Annotated in this window: 8 protein-coding genes; 5 read left to right on the top strand and 3 right to left on the bottom strand. The window is 62.8% G+C overall.

Annotated features, from left to right (window positions below):
* The first annotated feature begins 17 nt into the window (after nucleotides 1-17).
* Complete coding sequence (locus tag BRA1253DRAFT_RS26785) at nucleotides 18-1856, top strand: long-chain fatty acid--CoA ligase (protein WP_007599538.1); 1839 nt, start codon at nucleotides 18-20, stop codon at nucleotides 1854-1856.
* A 79-nt stretch (nucleotides 1857-1935) separates the two neighbouring features.
* Nucleotides 1936-3135, top strand: coding sequence for an ABC transporter substrate-binding protein (locus BRA1253DRAFT_RS26790; protein ID WP_007599539.1), 1200 nt, complete (start codon nucleotides 1936-1938; stop codon nucleotides 3133-3135).
* A 160-nt stretch (nucleotides 3136-3295) separates the two neighbouring features.
* Here the strand turns inward: BRA1253DRAFT_RS26790 and BRA1253DRAFT_RS26795 are convergent, their stop codons facing one another.
* The gene (locus BRA1253DRAFT_RS26795) at nucleotides 3296-4420 is read right to left on the bottom strand and encodes a DUF1311 domain-containing protein (RefSeq protein ID WP_007599540.1); all 1125 of its coding nucleotides are present in this window, start codon (nucleotides 4418-4420) and stop codon (nucleotides 3296-3298) included.
* Nucleotides 4421-4632: 212 nt separating this feature from the next.
* Nucleotides 4633-5364 carry a transglutaminase-like cysteine peptidase gene (locus BRA1253DRAFT_RS26800; RefSeq protein WP_007599541.1) on the bottom strand — a complete coding sequence of 244 codons (732 nt, stop codon included), beginning with the start codon at nucleotides 5362-5364 and terminating at the stop codon, nucleotides 4633-4635.
* 620 nt (nucleotides 5365-5984) lie between these two features.
* Between BRA1253DRAFT_RS26800 and BRA1253DRAFT_RS26805 the strand changes: the two genes are divergently transcribed.
* Both BRA1253DRAFT_RS26805 and BRA1253DRAFT_RS26810 read left to right on the top strand, forming a co-directional pair.
* A complete protein-coding gene (locus tag BRA1253DRAFT_RS26805) occupies nucleotides 5985-13862 on the top strand; it encodes a VCBS domain-containing protein (RefSeq protein ID WP_083869908.1) in 7878 nt (2625 codons plus the stop codon).
* 62 nt (nucleotides 13863-13924) lie between these two features.
* Nucleotides 13925-16156, top strand: coding sequence for a CHASE2 domain-containing protein (locus BRA1253DRAFT_RS26810; protein ID WP_007599545.1), 2232 nt, complete (start codon nucleotides 13925-13927; stop codon nucleotides 16154-16156).
* A gap of 184 nt (nucleotides 16157-16340) precedes the next feature.
* Here the strand turns inward: BRA1253DRAFT_RS26810 and BRA1253DRAFT_RS26815 are convergent, their stop codons facing one another.
* The gene (locus BRA1253DRAFT_RS26815) at nucleotides 16341-17936 is read right to left on the bottom strand and encodes an ABC transporter substrate-binding protein (RefSeq protein WP_007599546.1); all 1596 of its coding nucleotides are present in this window, start codon (nucleotides 17934-17936) and stop codon (nucleotides 16341-16343) included.
* A 210-nt stretch (nucleotides 17937-18146) separates the two neighbouring features.
* Between BRA1253DRAFT_RS26815 and BRA1253DRAFT_RS26820 the strand changes: the two genes are divergently transcribed.
* Nucleotides 18147-19805 (top strand): ABC transporter substrate-binding protein, encoded by a 1659-nt coding sequence (locus BRA1253DRAFT_RS26820; protein WP_007599547.1) that lies wholly within the window; start codon nucleotides 18147-18149, stop codon nucleotides 19803-19805.
* The last annotated feature ends 126 nt before the right edge of the window (nucleotides 19806-19931 follow it).

The following is a 19931-nucleotide window of genomic DNA, read 5'->3' on the forward strand; positions in this document are numbered from 1 at the left end:
ACAAGAAGGAGACGTGCATGGCCCGACCGGCGGTGCTGACGGTCGCTGACACGATCGCGAAAAGCTTTTTGCGCGCCGCGGAGACGCGGGGCGACAGGCCGGCTATACGCGAGAAGAAATTCGGGATCTGGCAGCCGACCAGCTGGCGCGAATGGCTGGAGATCTCGAAGGAGATCGCCTACGCGCTGCACGCCATCGGCTTCAGGCCCGGCGACGTTGCTTCCATCATCGCCAACGCCGTGCCGGAATGGGTCCATGTCGACATGGGCATTCTGTGCGCCGGCGGCGTCTCTTCCGGGATCTATCCGACCGATGCCTCATCCCAGGTCGAATATCTCGTCAACGATTCCCGGACGAAAGTGATCTTCGCCGAGGACGAGGAGCAGCTCGACAAGATCCTGGCCTGCCGCGCACGCTGTCCGTCTCTGCGAAAGATCATCGTGTTCGACATGGAGGGCCTTAGCGGCTTCTTCGACGACATGGTGATGTCGCTCGACGAGTTCCGCGCGCTCGGGCGCAACCACATGGCCGGCCGCGAGGCGCTGTGGCAGGAGATGGTCGACAGTCGCAGCGCGAGCGATCTCGCGGTCCTCGTCTATACATCCGGCACCACGGGCCCGCCCAAGGGCGCCATGCACGCCAATCGCAGCGTCACGCACCAGATGCGGCACGCCGATGATTTCATTCCAGCGCGCGAGAACGAGGAGCGGCTGATTTTCCTGCCGCTCTGCCACGTCGCCGAGCGGATCGGCGGCTATTACATCTCGGTCGCGCTCGGCTCGGTGATGAATTTTGCCGAGAGTCCCGAGACTGTGCCGGACAATCTGCGCGAGGTGCAGCCGACCATCTTCCTCGCGGTGCCGCGGATTTGGGAGAAGTTCTATTCCGCGATCACCATCGCGCTGAAGGATGCGACGCCGTTGCAGCAATGGGTGTACCGCCGCGCCATCGACATTGGTTATCGCATGGTCGATTGCAGGATCGAAGGGAAGCCGCCGCCGCTGTCGTTGCGCATCGCCAACGGCATCGCTTACCGGCTCGCTTTTCGCAACATCCGACGCATGATCGGGCTCGACCGATGCCGCATCGCCTTCACCGGCGCGGCGCCGATCGCGCCGGAGCTGATCCGCTGGTATCTCGCGCTCGGCATCGACATTCACGAGGTCTACGGCCAGACCGAGAATTGCGGGGTCGCCACCATGATGCCGGCGGAACGCATCAAGCTTGGCTCGGTCGGCAAGGCGGTGTCGTGGGGTGAAGTGGCGCTGTCGCCCGACGGGGAGATCCTGATCAGGGGCGACTTCCTGTTCATGGGCTATCTGAACCAGCCGGAGAGGACAGCAGAGACCATCGACCATCGCGGCTGGCTGCATACCGGCGACGTCGGCACCATCGACAATGAGGGCTTCGTCCGCATCACCGACCGGATGAAGGACATCATCATCACCTCGGGCGGCAAGAACATCACGCCGTCCGAGATCGAGAATCAGCTGAAATTCTCGCCCTACATCTCGGATTCCGTGGTGATCGGCGACAAGCGGCCATACCTCACCTGCCTCGTGATGATCGACCAGGAGAATGTCGAGAAGTTCGCGCAGGACCACGACATCCCCTTTACCAATTATGCCAGCCTGTGCCGCGCGGCGGAGATCCAGGATCTGATCTGGCGCGAGATCGAAGCGGTCAATGCCAATTTCGCCCGCGTCGAGACCATCAAGAGATTCTATCTGATCGAACGCCAGCTCACTCCGGAGGACGAGGAGCTGACGCCGACCATGAAGCTGAAGCGCGGTTTCGTGAACAAGCGTTATGCCGCCGAAATCGACGCGATGTATCCGGCGCGGGCGGTGGCTTGAACAATCTTGTTTAAATAACAGCGAAGGAGTGATGGCCCCACCCTTCGCACCATAAGGGCCCCAAGGAGAGGAGACGTCAATGTCGAGATCGTTGAGAACGTTCGGCCTTGCGGCAGGCGCGGTGGTGCTCACCTGTCTGCCCGCCGTCGCGCAAACCAAGGTCACCAATGAAGGCATCTCGGCGTCCGAGATCGTCATCGGCACCCATCAGGATCTGTCGGGGCCGATCAAGGTCTGGGGCGTGCCGGTCTCCAACGGCATGAAGATGGCGGTCGAGGAAATCAATGCGGCCGGTGGCATCAATGGCCGCAAGATCAGGATGATCCTCGAGGACAACGGCTACGATCCGAAGAAGGGCGTGCTGGCGTCCCAGAAGATGGTCGAGCGCGACAAGATATTTGCAATGATCGGCTCGATGGGATCGGCGCCGACGCTCGCCGCGCAGGACATCCTGTTCGATGCCGGCGTGCTCCAGCTCTTCCCGCTGACCGCCGCCGAGTTCACCTTCAAGTTCGACCCGGCCAAGCCGCAGGAGCGGCTGAAGTTCAACAACCTCTTGCCCTATGTTGAGAGCACGCGCGCCGCGCTGAAATACATGGTGGAGTGGAAGAACTTCCAGAAGCCCTGCATCATGCACCAGGACGACGAGTACGGAAAGAACGTGCTCGACGGCTTCACCCAGCAATTGACGGTCATGAAGCTGCAAGCGGCGTCGGTGACGAGCTACAAGCGCGGCGCCTCCGATTTCAGCGCGCAGATCGCCAAGATGAAGTCCGACGGCTGCGATCTCGTCGTGCTCGGCACCGTGATCCGCGAGACCATCGGTGCGATGACGGAGGCGAAGAAGCTCGGTTGGGAGGTCACCTTCCTCGGCGCGACGCCGACCAACGTGCTGGAAGTGCCGGCGCTCGGCAAGGACGCCGTCGAGGGCCTCTATGCGGCGAGCGGCTTCGAGATCCCCTACGAGGACACCGCCAAGGGCAAGGTCCACGACTGGCTCATCAACTACAAGAAGATGTTCAACACCGATGCCAATACCCAGGCGATCATCGGCTACAACGCGGTGACGACGTTTGCGTTCTACGCCAACAAGGCGGGCAAGGATCTGACCGGCCAGAAGATGCTGGACGCGCTGGAATCGGGCGACAAGTTCCTCGACATCTTCAACTCGCCGCCGACCAAATTCTCCAAGACCGACCACCTCGCCAACACCATCACCCAGGTGCAGCAGGTCAAGGGCGGCCGCTGGGTTCTGGTGAAGGACAATCTGATGTTTTGATTTCTTCGCCTCTCCCCGCATGCGGGGAGAGGCCGGGATTTGCGCAGCAAATTCCGGGTGAGGGGGCTCTCCGCGAGTCGAACTGTCACCGGATTCGCTGAAGCAGCCCCACACCCCAACCCTCTCCCCGTAAGAACGGGGCGAGGGAGAGCACACAGCCCTACGATCCCCCACCCGCGGTGCCTGAATTCACCGGGGCCAGCTCGTCTTCCCGGCAGCGCCAGCCATCGGCGGCTTTGACAAACGCAAATGTGCGCTGGATTCGCAGGCGGCGCGTGACGTTGAAGGCGTCTGCGGAGCGCTCCTTGTTGCTGACGCCAGGCTGCGGACGACCCGTCCTGGGGTCCCAGCAGGTGCCCGTGCACGTCGTGGCGACCTTGCTGCAGGTGGCGAAGGGCGCCAGCACGGCCATCTCGATTTCGCCCGTGACCTGCGCCTCCTGCTCGCCCACCTGGCTATCGAGCGCATAGACGCGGTTGATGCGGAGGAAGTTGCCGCAGGAATTGGCCGCGTGGATTCGCGCGGCACAGAAGTCGACGGCATCGGTGTCGGGCGCGCGGGCTGCGACCTGCCGGCCGAACACCTTCTTCGGATCGCCTTTCGCCGCGCCAATCTCGTCGGTCTTGTGCTTCAGATAGCCGGCGAGACAGTCCTCCGCGGACTCGAGCTCCCCGAGCGGCACGTTCTCCTTGCCGACCAGATTGCATTTGCGATCGCGCTCCCGCGTCCACCGGCCATATTCGGCAAAGGCAAAGCGTGCCGAGGTCGGATCGAGCTTGCCGATCAGGCCGAGGACCTGGCTGTTCAAGTCGGTCTCGGCAAGCGCCAGCGACGGGTCCGCACAGATCAGCGCGCCTGCGGCGGTGTTGGCGGCGAGACAGTCGAAATCCGGATCGCGTACGATCGCGGCGCGCTCCTCGGTCACCTTGAGAAGACATGCCTTCACCCGGTCGAAATCGTCGGTGCGGATCGCGGTCTGGCCGACGATGCCGCAACCGAGGTTGCGCTGGCGAATCCAGATCGCGTTCTCCTCGATCCCAGGCAGACGATCGGGGAGGCGGGCAAGCCGTGCCTCGATTCCCGTGCTCAGCTTCTCGGCGGCGGCGGCAAGCTCGGCATCACCGCAGAACAATTGATTGCCGGGATCGCGGATCTGCTGGCAGTTGTTCCTGGCGAACAACGGCAGCCTTTCGGCGACGGAGCGGTCGGACGGGCTGGATTGCGCGAAGCCTGGCGCCGCCGGCAAGGCCAGCAATGCAAGCATAGTCAGCACGATGAACCGCATTCCGGTCGCCCCCGCATAGCCGCGGCCATGCTAGCGTCCCAAATCGCGCGGCGAAATGGCTTTGTGGGGTAAGCTACTTGATCCTGGTAGCCCGGATGGAGCGCAGCGCAATCCGGGATTCGTGCGACAGGCGGCGGCCCCGGATTTCGCGGAGCCCGTCATCGGGCGGCGCTGTGCGCCGACCCGGTGGCTCCATCCGGGCTACAAGAAAGTCAACGCGCCTCGGCGGCGATCATCGAGAACCGCACGGGTTCGTCGACATACTTCATCACGGCCGACTGGTAGAGCACGAACAACGGCTGGTAGCTCCGTGCGGCGTCGTCCTCGACCATCGCCATGCGGCGGTTGTCGAGCATCAGCCAGTGGCCGTCGAGCCGTGCAGCGACAACCGCATGCTCTTCGCCGGCCCTGACGTCGCGCACCACGACGATACGGAGATCTTCGGCGGCAACGCCCGCGAGCTTAAGAGCGGCGAGCTTGGCAATGGCGTAATCCTCGCAATCCCCGGCGCCGCGCGCGAAGGTCGCGAGAGGTGAGCTCCAGACGTCCTCAGAACCGTCAGCGGCGGCACGGATGGCGAGGTTGATGGCGCGATTGGTCTCGCCCAGCAGAGCGCGGCCCTCACGGCTGCGGGCCTGGTCGACGATGGCGAGCAGTTTCAGCGCAGCCGGCGAAGCGCAATTGTCCCGGTCGCCGTCGCACAGCGCGAGCTGCACCATGTCATCGTCGAGCCTGGACCTCAGCGCGAGCCATTTTTGTTGCAGGCTGCCGGCGGAGATGGCGAAGGCGAACACGCCGAACGGCTCGGCGGATTTGCGCACGAGGACGCCGGCTCCCGGCGACAACAGCGTGCCAGCGCGAAGCTCGGCGGCCGATCCAAGCAGGATCAATCCGCACAGCACTAGGATTGCGCGCCAGGCGCGCGAACGAGCAGCGGTCTCCATCTGACATCCCCTTCCGGCTTCGCCAGGTCCCCCTCGACCTGCACGTGCTGGGCTTTGTTGCTTTCGCGGAGATAGTGCGAGGCAGGCGGTTTTGTTCTGCTTAACGCGCCCGGCTGGGGTCCCAAAACCGGGCAACAGGCTGAAACGGGCCTGCTCATATTGCGTAAAATTTTACGATTCGCCGGCTAGGAGAGCGGCAGCTGCCGCGAAGAAGGACCAATTGCAGGCACAAGTTGTGGTGGAACTGATTCTGCGCCTTATGGCTAACGGCTCGCTATTTCACGGCTTCTGTTAGTTGGATCACAGATTTGGCCCCGTATTTGCCGCAGGGTGGTGCGGGGCACCACGAACAAAAGATGACATAAGTATCTATTGTGGGATTTCTGCAATAGAATACATGAGGTTACTTGGAATGAGCGAAAATAAGCGCTGCTTTACGTATGAGTATTTGAAAGATTACTTTGACTTCTCTGCAGGTGCCCAGCCGCCTGAGAGCATCGACCGCTTGGTGATGCGAAATCACACAAGCAATAGGTGGTTTCGCTAAGGACTTGGTAATGATATGCAAGTTTAGGCGAGCGATACTTACTTAGATTTTAACTCCTTTTTTGGTGCCCGGATTGAATTACGCTGGCAAATTTGACGCCGCGATTTCCTTGGACGGCTTGGGTTCCCGATCGCCCGCCGATGGCCACGTCGATTCCTTTACCGCAAAGGCACATGGTCATGTGCCTGACGGCGCATTCGTCGTTCCCGACCCGAACCTGATCTTCAACGGCGATTTCAAGCGCGCCGGTCTCGACCTCGTGCTGTCCCATGACGGCCACGACTTCGTCGTTCACGACTATTTCAGGGGCGACAAGCGCGCGGCGATCGCCTCGCCCGACGGCGCGCACCTCACCGGCGACGTCGTCAACGCACTCACCGGCCATGTGCAATATGCGCAGGCCGCCTCCGGCATTGCCGCCGCCCAGGTCATCGGCCACGTCACCAAGCTCTCCGGCAGCGCGACCGCGGTTCGTAACGGCGTCTCCGTCATCCTGAACAACGGCGACAACGTCGAGAAGGGCGACGTGGTCTCGACCGGTGGCGACTCGACGCTCGGCATCACGTTCATCGACGGCACGGTGTTCGGCCTGTCCTCCAATGCGCGGATGGTGCTGAACGAGATGGTCTACGACCCCAACGGGTCGAACAATTCCTCTCTCCTCAGTCTGGTCGCGGGCACCATCACCTTCGTTGCCGGCGAGACCGCCAAGCACGGAGACATGAAGGTCGACACGCCAGTCGCCACCATGGGTATCCGCGGCACGGCGGTGCTGAGCCAGATCAACTTCGTCGTTCCCGCCGGCGGCGGCGATCCGCAGCCGCAGGCGAGCTTCCAGGTGCTGGTCGAGCCGAACGGCACGACGGGCTCCTACATCCTGTTCGACAAGGTCACGCTGCTGCCGATCGCGACGGTCAACCAGGCCGGCCAGATGATCCAGATCAGCGGCGGCAACGTCTCGATCTCCAATGCGCTGATGTCGCCGGACATCCAGAAGCTGATCACGGACGTGTTCACGCTGAAGTTCACGGACAACAACAGCAACACCAAGCTGACCCAGAACTTCACCGACTCGATCACGCAGACCGGCAACATTGTCGTGATCAAGACGGACACCGGTGCCACCGCGACCGCGACCTTCACGAATCTCACTCAGCCGGGAGCGCAGGATTCCGGCCATGATCCGTCGAGCAGCACCCGCATTCCCGGCCCGCCCGATGCACGCAGCCTTGATCTCAATGGGAATGTGCAGAAGGCGTTCGCGCTGACTGAGCGTGCGGATACGACCGGCGACACGACGCATTCCGACACCATCTCCGGCCTGATCACCTTCGTCGACCAGAACCTGGGCGACCGGCCGACGGTGAGCATAGACCTCGGCGACGCGCCGAACTATCTCTACAAGAATGCCGGCCAGCAGGATGTCACCAGCGCGCTCTCTGCACTCCAGAAGCAGGACATCGCGGCAACGCAAACCCAGATCAGCGTCGCCGCAGCCGGCGGTAACAACAACAACGGCTCGGCGGTCTGGACCTACACGATTCCCGACCACGTCTTCGACTTCCTAGCGGCCGGTGAAACGTTGACGCTGACTTACAAGGTTCGCGTCAACAATAATTTCTCGGTCAATCCCGAAACGTCGCCCATCGACATCACCATCACGATCACCGGCACCAACGACAAGCCGGTGATCACCACCAGCGTTCCCGTCATCATCTTCGAGGGCGGCACCAGCAAACCCGGTGGCCCGCTCACCAGCGAGGTGCCGACTTCGGGCACGCTGACCTTCACGGATGTCGACCTCACCGACGCCCACACGGTCGCGGTCAAGCTGACCAGTGCGACCCTGCCTGATGGTAGCGTTCCGCCCGGCCCACTCGCGGCGTTCCAGAGCGCGATGTCGGTCGCGATCGCGGCGGGCGCCGATAGCACCGGAGACGGCACCGGCGCCATCAACTGGTCGCTGGCTGACCTGCCGGTCTATCTCGCCGACTTCATCCCCAAGGGTGAGGTGCTGACGCTGGTCTACACCGTGACGCTCAAGGACGCGCAAGGCGCCACCTCGCAGCAGACCATCACCGTCACGATCACCGGCACCGACGCTCCCGCCGTGGTGTGGATCGCGACCGACAAGCCCGGTGCTCCCTCCGGCGGCTTCTGGAAGGATGCGGCCAATTGGGCAACCGGCACGGTCCCGACCATCAATGACGACGTCATCGTCATCACCGACCAGCTGCATGGGCTAACGCCGTCCTATCCGGTGACAATCGACACGGCAGCCTACGCCAAGTCGATCACGATGAACGACTACGACACCGCGGTCGGCCACAAGGCACCGGAAGTCATCAACAAGAGTGCGCTGACGATTGCGGGCGAGATCAGCCTCAAGGCCGATTCGAAGCTCACCAATTTCGCGGCAAGCACGATCTCGGTTGGTGGCAAGGCCGAGTTCCTGGACAGTAGCGTGCTCACCAATGCCGGCTATCTGACGCTTGCGGCCGGTGGCGATTTCGCTGGCGGTACCACGATCGCCAATTCCGGCACGATTGAGCTGTCCGGCGGCACGCTGAAGACGCTCGCCGCAATTAACAATGCCGGCGGCACGCTCAAGGCCGATGCCGGCACGACGCTGATCGTCGACACTGCCACCATCAGCGGCGGCACGGTCACCATCGCCGGCACGTTGGAACTCGATGGCAGCAGCGTCCTCAAGAACGGCACGCTGAACAATTCAGGGGCGGTCAACGTCAAGGGCACAGCGGAGTTCGCCCACGAGACCGTCTCCAACACCTCCGGCGGCACGATCAAGGTGCTGGCGAATGGCTGGCTGACGATCGACCAGGGCGCGACCGTTACCAATACCGGCAACGTCACGATCGATGCCGCGGGCAAGCTGACAGTGAACGGCGCCACCATCAGCGGCGGCACGATCAACGGTCTCGGCACGATCGACGTTACCGGCGCCAGCACGATCGATGGCGGCGCGACGCTGAGCACGGCCATAGTTATCGCCGATGCTAAGCTGACGCTGGACGGCATCACGGTTTCGGGCTCGACGATCACGGACAATGCCGGCATTGAGCTCGACAACACCGTCAAGCTCCAGGACGGCGCCAGCATCCAGGATGGCGCGGTCGCCAACACCGGCACGCTGAAGATCGCCGGCGCTGCGATGCTGTTCAACGATGTCGTGACCAACACCGGCACGGTGTCGGTCGATGGCGGTCAAACGCTGACACTGTCCGGCACGGAGATTTCGGGCGGGGCCGTCAACGGCGCCGGCATCATCGATGTCATCGTCGCGAGCAAGATCGACGGCGGCGCCACACTGAGCACGGCTGCAGTTACCGCCGATGCCAAGCTGACGCTGGACGGCATCACGGTTTCGGGCTCGACGATCACGGACAATGCAGGCATCGAGCTTGACAACACCGTCAAGCTTCAGGACGGCGCCAGCATCCAGGGTGGCGCGGTCGCCAATATCGGCACGCTGAAGATCGCCGGCGCTGCAACGCTGCTCAATGACGTCGTGACCAACACCGGCACGGTGACGGTCGATGGCGGCCAGACGTTGACACTGTCCAGCACGGAGATTTCGGGCGGGGCCGTCAACGGCGCCGGCATCATCGATGTCATCGTCGCGAGCAAGATCGACGGCGGCGCCACACTGAGCACGGCTGCAGTTACCGCCGATGCCAAGCTGACGCTGGACGGCATCACGGTTTCGGGCTCGACGATCACGGACAATGCAGGCATCGAGCTTGACAACACCGTCAAGCTTCAGGACGGCGCCAGCATCCAGGGTGGCGCGGTCGCCAATATCGGCACGCTGAAGATCGCCGGCGCTGCAACGCTGCTCAATGACGTCGTGACCAACACCGGCACGGTGACGGTCGATGGCGGCCAGACGTTGACACTGTCCAGCACGGAGATTTCGGGCGGGGCTGTCAACGGCGTCGGCACGATCGATGTCATCGGCAGCAGCAAGATCGATCAATCGGCGACGCTGAGCACCGCTGCCGTGACGGTTGAGAGCGGCGTCATACTGACGCTGGATGACGTGACCGTTGCGGGTACCGCAATCGCCAATCATGGCACGGTCAAGGTCGATGCAAGCAGCAAGCTGACATTGAACGGTGCAAGCCTGACCGGCGGCGCGCTCATTGTTTCGGGCACGCTGAATTCGACCGGCACAACTGCGATTACCGACGCCAACATCTCGAACAACTATCTGATCGAGGCAACCCTGGGCGCGTTGACGCTGTTGGCGACGACCTCCGCAAGCTCGATCGCGAATGACGGCATCCTCCGGGCCAATGGCGCCGAGCTCGACATCAACGGCGAAGCCGTCACTAACACCGGCACGTTGGCGGCGATCGATCACGGGACACTGAAGCTGATCGGGATGAAGGCGACCAATACCGGCAGCGGTGCCGTCTCGGTCGAGTCCGGCTCGACACTCGATCTCCAGGGCGCGACCATCGACGGCGGCACGGTGACGATTGCCGGTACGCTGGAATCGACCGGCACGAGCGCGATCGACAACGCCGACATCACCAACACCGGCACGATCACGGTCACCAGCGGCACGCTGACGATCGATCCCGCCACGCTTCACACCATCACCAATCACAATCTGATTCAGGCGAATGGTGGCGTGCTCGGCGTCTCCGGCGAAGACATCTCCAACACCGCGGATCTCGAGGCGATCAACTATGGCACGCTGAAGCTGACAAATCTGACTGTCAGTAACAGCGGCACCGGAGCGATCACGGTCGATGGTCACTCGAAGCTCTATCTGACCGACGTCTCGATCAACGGCGGCAGCCTGAGCAATGCCGGCAATCTCTACAGCGCCGGCGTCGATACGGTCACGGGCAGCGTCACCAATACCGGCATCATCGAGGTCCAGAGCGGCACGCTCGACCTTGCGGGTGGCATCGCCGGTTCAGGCAAGGTGATCGTCGATGTCGGCGCGACGCTGGAGTTTTCGGGCGCGACCGGTTCGATCCACATCGTCAATTCCGGCTCGATCGTGGGCACCGGTGGCAATGCGGCGATCCACATCCAGCAGGACACGACCGGTTCGGTGATCGACAATTCCGGCACCATCGGGCCGGCCGCCGCCTTGAGCGTGACCTCCGCGACCGATGCGATCGTCGAGACCGACGGCAGCCTCACGATCAACAACACCGGCCACATCAACGGCAATGTCTCGGTCGCTACCGCGACCTTCAACAACGAGCTGGGCGGCACCTGGACGGTCGCCGGCACGAGCGTGTTCGGCAATGCGTCGACGATCGTCAATGACGGTGTCATCGATCTCCTCAACGGCGCCTCGATCTCCCTGAGTGGGCCTGGCCTCGTCAATCACAACCACATCGACAGCTGGGGCACGGCGTCGATCTCGGGCACCATCGCCAATACCGGCACCATCGAGGTCCATGGCGAGTTGTCGCTGTTCGGCTCGTTGACCGGCACGGGCTCGGTCACCGTCGATGCCGGCGCGCTGCTGAAGCTCGAAGGCACGGTCGCGCAAACGATCGCACTTCACGGCAACGGCGCCGCGCTTGAGATCGATACGGACACGTTCGGCGGCTCGATCGCAGACTTGTCCGTGAACGACACGATCGAATTATCGACGATCCAGTGGGGCCCCGGCACCAGCGCCGTCTACGTGCCCAATGCTGCCGATCCTGCGAGCGGCGGCATGCTCACGGTCACCGGCAACGATGGCAAGACCATCGACCTGACTCTCGTCGGCGACTATCGCAACGCGCACTTCGCGGGCAGCGACGATGGCGGCCACACGCTGATCACGATGCATGCGATCGACGACGCGCCGGCGTTCGACATGGTCAATGCATCCCTGACCGCGAACTTCTCCGAGCGCGAAAGCACCACCGGCTCCGGCGATTCCGACCCGCTGCCCGCCGCAACCGGCTCGATTCACTTCACCGACATCGACCTGACGGACCGTCCGATAGCGACAGTTGCAGTCACCGACCAGGCTGTGACCTGGCTGGATGGCGGCACCGACCTCACCGCGTCGCTCACCGACGACGAGACCGCCGCGTTGAAGGTCGCGCTGATCTATGGGCAGACTGGCAAGAACAACGGCACCGTCACCTGGAGCTATTCGATCCCCGACGGCGCGCTGGATTTCCTCGCCAAGGACCAGACCGCGAAGGTCGACTCCACCATCACGCTCACGGACGATTACGGCAAGATCCATACGGCCGAGGTCAGCGTCACCATCACTGGCAAGAACGACATTCCGACATTGGCCGCGGTCACCACGGGTCCACTTGTTGACACCGCCGCCACCGATAGCTTCCCGAACATCACGGGAACGCTGGTCGGGACCGACGCCGACCATGGCGAGACGGCAACGTTGCACTACGCGGTGATGGATGGAGCGAACGCGGTCACGACGGTCGCCGGTCATTACGGTTCGCTGACGGTGGATGCCGTCGGCAGCTACAGCTACGTTCCGGATGCTGCGGCGATCAACGCGCTGTCGGCAGGCCCTTACTCGGACGTCTTCACGATTCAGACCAAGGACGCGCAGGGTGCTGTCGGCACGGCGTCATTCACGGTCGCCGTCACCGGCGCCAACGACACGCCGGTGTTGTCCTATGGCAGCATCGGGAAACTCACCGACACGGCCGCAGCGGATAGTTTCTCCGACCTCACGGGACAGGTGGTCGGGACCGACGTCGACACCGGCGACACGCTGAGCTATGCCCTGCTTGACGCAGGTCACCAGGCCGTCGCGACGGTCACGGGTCATTATGGCGCGCTGACGCTCAATAGCAACGGCAGCTATAGCTACGTTCCCGACGCTGCGTCGATCAACGCCCTGCCGGGAGGCTCCTATTCGGATAGTTTCACGGTCCAGGTCACCGACGCGCATGGCGCTGCCACCACCGCGACATACACGGTGGACCTGACGGGCGCCAACGACACGCCGAAGCTGTCCGATCTCAACATCGGCTCGCTCACGGACACGGCTGCGACTGACAGTTTCGCCAATCTCACCGGCAAGCTGGTCGGGACCGATGCTGACAGTGGCGAGACGGGGTCGCTGACCTATGCCGTGCTTGATGCGACGCATCATGCGGCTGCAACGGTCGCAGGCCACTACGGCTCGCTAACGGTGAACGCGAACGGCAACTACAGCTACGTTCCGGATGCAACCGCCATCAACGCACTGCCGCAGGGATCCTATTCGGATACGTTCACGGTACAGACGACGGACGTTCATGGGGCCGCGGGCACGGCGACACTGACAGTCGGCGTGACCGGCGCGAATGACACGCCGATGTTCGATCTCGATCACGTGAGTGTTAGGCAAGACGACGACGAGCAGGTGATCGTCCATGGCCTTTCGTTGGTCGACCCGGACGCTGCTCCGAATGAGATATTCACGCTGGCTGCCACGACCGAGGCTGCCGGCAGCAATGCGAGCCCGTCGTCGCGCTCCGGTCTATTTGCAAACATCAATGGGAGCCTGAATACCGTTATCTACAATGAAGGCAGCGCAGAGCCGCCCACGGACAAGATCACGCTCACCGTGACCGACGGGCACGGGGCGAGCGATACCATTCACTTGATTTTCAACCTTCCTGAAAGTGCGAACGACCACGCGCGGATCACCGGCACGACCGGCAAAGATCTGTTCATCGGAACCGGCTATCAGGATCAGTTCGTGTTCGCGGCCGACTCGAACTGCGATATGATCGTGAATTTCACGCCGGGTCAGGACCACATCGATCTCTCGGCAGTTGTGACGACCTCCAATCTTTCCGCCTGGATGGCCCAGCATGTGGCCGGGTCACCTACCAATTCGGCGGACACCCTGATCACGATCGACGCGGCAGACACGATCGTCCTGAAGGGCGTCACCGCGGCCCATCTCCATGCGAGCGACTTCATCGTCCACGCCTGATGACCGCTTGGGTGCCAAGCCGCCGGCTGCCATTGCCCGTGAAAGCGTGATATTCAACCGCCATGAAACGTCTCAAAATCTTGCGGCGGTGGTTTGCGCGGAAGTTGGGGTTTGCGCGGCTGATGTGCCTTGCGCTGCTGGTCGTGTTTGCCGGCGCTCGCCTCTGGGATCCGCCGCCGATCCAGGAACTGCGGCTGCGCACCTTCGACATGTTTCAGTTGATCGATCCGCGCCACAAGGCGGCGCGGCCGGTCACGATCGTCGACATCGACGACAAGAGCCTCGCCAAGCTCGGCCAATGGCCGTGGCCGCGGACGCGGATCGCCGACATGATCCAGAACCTTACCAGCAACGGCGCGGTCGCAATCGGCTTCGACGTCGTGTTCTCGGAGGCCGACCGGCTCAATCCGGATCTGGTCGCGAGCCACATGCGCTACCTCGACGATGCCACCCGCGCCAAGTTGCGCGAGCTGCCGAGCAACGACCAGATCCTTGCCGAAGCGATCAAGCGCTCGCGCGTGGTGCTGGGCGAGACGGGGCTTCCAGCAGTCTTGTCCGAACTCGACAAGTCACTTCCATTCACCGGCGTAGCGACGCTCGGGGAGGACGGGTCTGAACGCTTCATGTTCGACTTCCCGGGCTTGTTGCGCAACGTGCCTGTGATCGAGAAGGTCGCGGCCGGACGCGGCCTGTTCTCGATCAGACCCGAGCGCGATGGCCTGATCCGCCGCGTGCCGATGATCCTGCGGGCGCAGGACAACATCATGCCCTCGCTGAGCCTGGAGATGCTGCGCGTCGCCACCGGCACGCCGACGCTGCTCATCAGGACCGACAAGAGCGGTATCCGCACGATCCGCCTCAAGGGCCTGGAGATCCCGACCGACAAGAACGGCCAGCTGTGGATGCATTACGCCCGCCCGGACCCCTCGATCTACGTCTCTGCGGCCGATGTGCTCGACAATAGCGTGTCGCCCGGCAAGATCGCCGGCAAGCTGGTCCTGATCGGCACCTCCGCGGGCGGGTTGAACGACCTCAAGACCACGCCGGTGTCCTCGACCATGCCCGGCGTCGAGATCCACGCCCAGGTGCTGGAGAGTGTGCTGAGCGGCGCGGTGATCTCCCAGCCCGGCTATGCGCTCGTTGTCGAGCTGCTCGCCGCGCTCGTCATCGGCTTGCTCGTCATCATCTTCACGCCGAACCTCGGACCGGTCCGCCTCGTACTTGCCGGCGCGACCTTCGCCGCGATCCTGATCGGAGTGTCCTGGTTCTACTATGCCCAGCGCCGCTATCTCATCGACTTCACCTATCCGCTGCTCTCGACCACCGCGATCTATCTGACGCTGATCTTCGCGAGCTTCGTGCGCGAGCAGCGGCAGCGCGTGCAGATCCGCGGCATGTTCGCGCAATACATGTCGCCGGTGCTGGTCGAGCAACTCGCGCAGTCACCGGAAAAGCTCGTCCTCGGCGGCGAGGAGCGCGAAATGACGATCATGTTCTCCGACGTGCGCGGCTTCACCACCATATCGGAAACCTACAAGCACGACCCGCAGGGCCTGATCGCGCTGATGAACCGCTTCCTGACCCCTCTGACCGACGTGATCATCGATCAGAAGGGCTATATCGACAAATATATGGGCGACGCCATCATGGCGTTCTGGAACGCGCCGCTCGACGATGCCGAGCACGAGGTCAACGCCTGTGAGGCCGCGATCCAGATGCTGGAGCGGATCGACGCGGTGAACAAGGACCGCGAACAGGAAGCCACGGATGGCGGCCACGTCTACATCCCGCTCAATGTCGGTATCGGCCTCAACACCGGCATCGGCGTCGTCGGCAACATGGGCTCCGACCTGAAGAAGAACTATTCGGTGCTCGGCGACAGCGTGAACCTGGCCTCGCGCCTGGAAGGCCAGTCGAAGGAGTACGGCTTTCCCATCATCGTCGGCTCGAGGACCGCGCTCGCCGCCAAGGACAAGTTCGCGATCCTCGAGCTCGACTTCATCATGGTCAAGGGCAAGACCGAGCCCGAAGTGATCTACGCCATCGCCGGCCGCGAGGACGTGATGCATTCCGGCGCCTTCCAGCGCCTGCGCAACGTCACCATCGAAATGCTGGCCTGCTATCGCGGCCGCGACTGGCAGGGCGCGCTGGACGCCATCGAACGCGGGCGCAGGAGCGAGGATGCCGACACGCTGGAAAAGCTGTTCAAGCTCTATGAAGTGCGTATCAAGGAATTCCAGGTGAATCCGCCGGCGGAGGGGTGGACCGGGGCCTATGCACTGCTGACGAAGTAGGGGGCAGATGTGCGGTTTTGAAGCTAACCACACACTCGCTGTCGTCCCGGCGAACGCCAGAACCCATTACCCCAGGGAGAAGTTGTTACGGCGAGCGGCCAACCACCAATCTTCGGCAAACGAAATTCGGTGGTTATGGGTCCTGGCTTTCGCCAGGACGACGGCAGAGGGTTGAGCTGTCGCCTCACTCCGTCCCGATCGTCGTGAGGTCCTGGAACCAGTGCTGCGCCTGCACGAACTGCTTGACCTTGGGCGACAGCGCGTGCGGGTTGGTGTCGTGCACCACCCATACCAGGGTGGCGTCGTCGACGATCAGCGCGTGCGCCTGCGCCAGCAGCTCGTCCTGCTTGGTGCTGTCGAAAGTCTGCTTGGCCTCGTCGATCAGCGCGTCGACCTTCGGGTTCTTGTAGCCGCCCCAGTTGACGCCCACCGGCGCGATCTGGCTCGAATGGAAGAAGCGGACGATGGCGTAGAGCGGGTCGGAGGTGACGTAGGCGATGTTGTTGGCGGTGATGCCGGCGTTCATCTCGTCGGCCGCGCCCTTGCGCCAGTGCGTATAGAGTGTCTCGAGCTCGACGACCTTGAAATCGATGTCGATCCCGATCTCCTTGAAGCTCTGCTGCAAAAATTCGTTCATCGGCAGCGACAGCATCTGGCCGGTGCCGCCCTGTGCGATGATGAAGGTCGCCTTCAGCGGCTTCGCCTTGGAGTAGCCGGCTTCCTCGACCAGCTTCTTCGCCGCGGCGACATCGTATTTCAGCTCGAAGCTCGGCTTGCCGAACCACGGGCTCGACGGATCGACCTGTCCCTTGGCGGGTTTCGCAAGGCCATTCATCAGGCCCACCACGGCCTCACGATCGATCGCGAGGTTCAGCGCCTTGCGCAGGCGGATGTCGGTCCAGGGCGAACCCGGCAGCACGCTCAGATGATAATTCCAGACGTGCGGCGTGACGTTGTCGACGAGCTTCATGCCGGCGGCCTTGAGCTGCGGCACGGCATCCGGCGCCGGCGTTTCGATCAGATCGACTTGCCCGGCCAGCAGCGCATTGGTGCGCGTCAGCGCTTCCGGCATCGGCACCAGCACGAGCTTGTCGACCTTGGGAATGCGCTTCTTGTTCCAGTAATCCGGATTCTTCGTGAGCTCGGCGAGCTCGCGCGGCACCAGTTTTGTCAATTTGAACGGGCCGGTCCCCGAAGGCTGGCTCGCGAACTTGTCCCAGTCCTTGCCGAGCTTCTCGTATTGCGTCGGGCTCGACACCAGGAACCACAGCATCTGATAGGGAAAGAAGGAATCGACCGTCTTGGTGGTGATCTCCACCGTGGAGTCGTCGATCTTGGCGTAGCTCGCGACCGAGGGCAGGCGGGTCTTGACCTGGGCGCTCTGGCGCTTGTCGAATTGTGGCGCCTTGTCGTTGAGCACCTTGTCCAGATTCCAGATCACGGCGTCGGCGGTGAACTCGCTGCCGTCGTGAAACTTCACGCCCTTACGCAAGGTGAAGCGCCATTTGGTCTTGTCGGTATCGTCGACCTTCCATTCGGTGGCGAGCCCCGGCACCAGTTTGCCGGGTCGATCGGCGACGTCCATCTCCCAGGCCACGAGCGGATCGTAGATGGTGTAGGCCGTGAACTGATAGGCGCCGGCGCCGCGATCGGGCTGGCCGGTGGTCAGCGGGATGTCCGCCATCGAAATGCCGTAGTGCAGCACCGTTTCGGCGCCCGCCGGAATCGCGGACAACGCCAGTGCAAGCACGGCGAAACAGGTCGATAGTCGGATACGCATGGCCAAAGCTCCAAGGAAGACTTCAAGGGAGAATTGGAGCCAAACCTGCAATCTTGATGCCAGAATAGGCAGCGAGGTGCTTTCGCCGACGTGTCATCACAAGGACTTGTCGTCGCAGAGGCAATTTGCAGAATAAGTTTCCCCATTGGCATAGGCATTGCATACGATTGCATCAAAATTAGTCATCGAAGCCGGAAAAGGATTGAGGCAATGCTTATCAATAAGAACAAGACCCGCGCGGCGCTGATCGCGTTGCTGGCGCTCAGTAGCGCGGCTGCGTGGCCGCGCGTCGCAAGTGCGGAAACCGTGCTGCGCATCGCCATGACTGCTGCCGATATTCCGCGCACGCTGGGCCAGCCCGATCAGGGCTTTGAAGGCAACCGCTTCACCGGCCTCACCATGTACGACGCGCTCACCGGCTGGGATCTGTCCTCGGCCGACAAGGCGAGCGTGGTGATCCCCGGCCTTGCCACCGAGTGGAAGGTCGACGATGCCGACAAGACCAAATGGACTTTCAAGCTACGCCCCGGCGTCACCTTTCATGACGGCTCGCCGTTCAACGCGGACGCCGTGGTGTGGAATGTCGAGAAGGTGCTGAAGCAGGACGCGCCGCAATTCGACGCCAGCCAGGTCGGCGTCACGGCCTCGCGTATGCCCACGCTGGCGTCCGCGAAGAAGATCGACGACATGACGGTCGAGCTCACCACCAAGGAGCCCGACAGCTTCCTGCCGATCAACCTCACCAATCTCTTCATGGCGAGCCCGGCGAAGTGGCAGCATTTCTACGAGAAGGCGGAAGGCGCTGACGCCAAGGCCAAGTCGCAGGCCGCCTGGACCGCGTTTGCCAAGGACGCCGCGGGCACCGGCCCGTGGAAGATGGCCGCGTTCACCCCGCGCGAGCGGCTGGAGCTGGTCAAGAATGCGAGCTACTGGAACAAGGACCGCGTGCCCAAGGTCGACAAGATGGTGCTGTTGCCGATGCCGGAGGCGAACGCGCGCACCGCGGCGCTGCTCTCCGGGCAGGTCGATTGGGTCGAGGCACCGGCGCCGGACGCTTTGCCCGAGCTCAAGCAGCGCGGCTTCAAGCTCTACGCCAACGAGCAGCCGCACGTCTGGCCGTGGCAGTTCTCGCGCGTCGAGGGCTCGCCCTGGAACGACATCCGCGTGCGTAAGGCAGCAAACCTCTGCGTCGATCGCGAAGGACTCAAGGACGGCCTGCTCGCGGGGCTGATGGTGCCCGCGACCGGCACCTTTGAGCCCGGCCATCCCTGGCGCGGCAAGCCGACCTTCGAGATCAAGTATGACAAGGCGGCTGCGCAGAAGCTGATGCAGGAGGCCGGTTTCGGCCCGAACAAGAAGCTGACGGTGAAGACCCAGACCTCTGCCTCCGGCTCGGGCCAGATGCAGCCGCTGCCGATGAACGAATATCTCCAGCAGGCGCTGGCCGAATGCTATTTCGACGTGCAACTCGACGTCATCGAGTGGAATACGCTGTTCACCAATTGGCGCCGCGGCGCCAAGGATCCCAGCGCCAACGGCTCGAACGCGACCAACGTCACCTACGCGGCGATGGATCCGTTCTTCGCGCTGGTGCGCTTCCTGCAATCGGGCATGGCTCCGCCGGTATCGAACAATTGGGGTTTCATCAACAATCCCAAGTTCGACGAGCTGGTGAAGAAGGCGCGGCAAACCTTCGATCCCGCCGCGCGTGACGCGGCGCTCGCCGAACTGCACGCGGCCTCCGTCGATGACGCAGCCTTCCTCTACGTCGCCCACGACGTTGGCCCCCGTGCCATCAGCCCGAAGGTGACAGGCATCGTGCAGCCAAAGAGCTGGTTCATCGACTTCTCGCTGGTGTCGATGCAGTAATTCTCTCAGCTTGCTCAGTGCACCCTCTCCCCTTGTGGGAGAGGGTGGCTTCGCAAAGCGAAGCCGGGTGAGGGGTCTCTCTCCGCGAGTGACCATCTCTCATTAGGAATAGCTGTACTCGCGGAA

The organism is Bradyrhizobium sp. WSM1253 (assembly GCF_000244935.1).
In the GTDB taxonomy this organism is placed as follows: Bacteria; Pseudomonadota; Alphaproteobacteria; order Rhizobiales; family Xanthobacteraceae; genus Bradyrhizobium; species Bradyrhizobium canariense.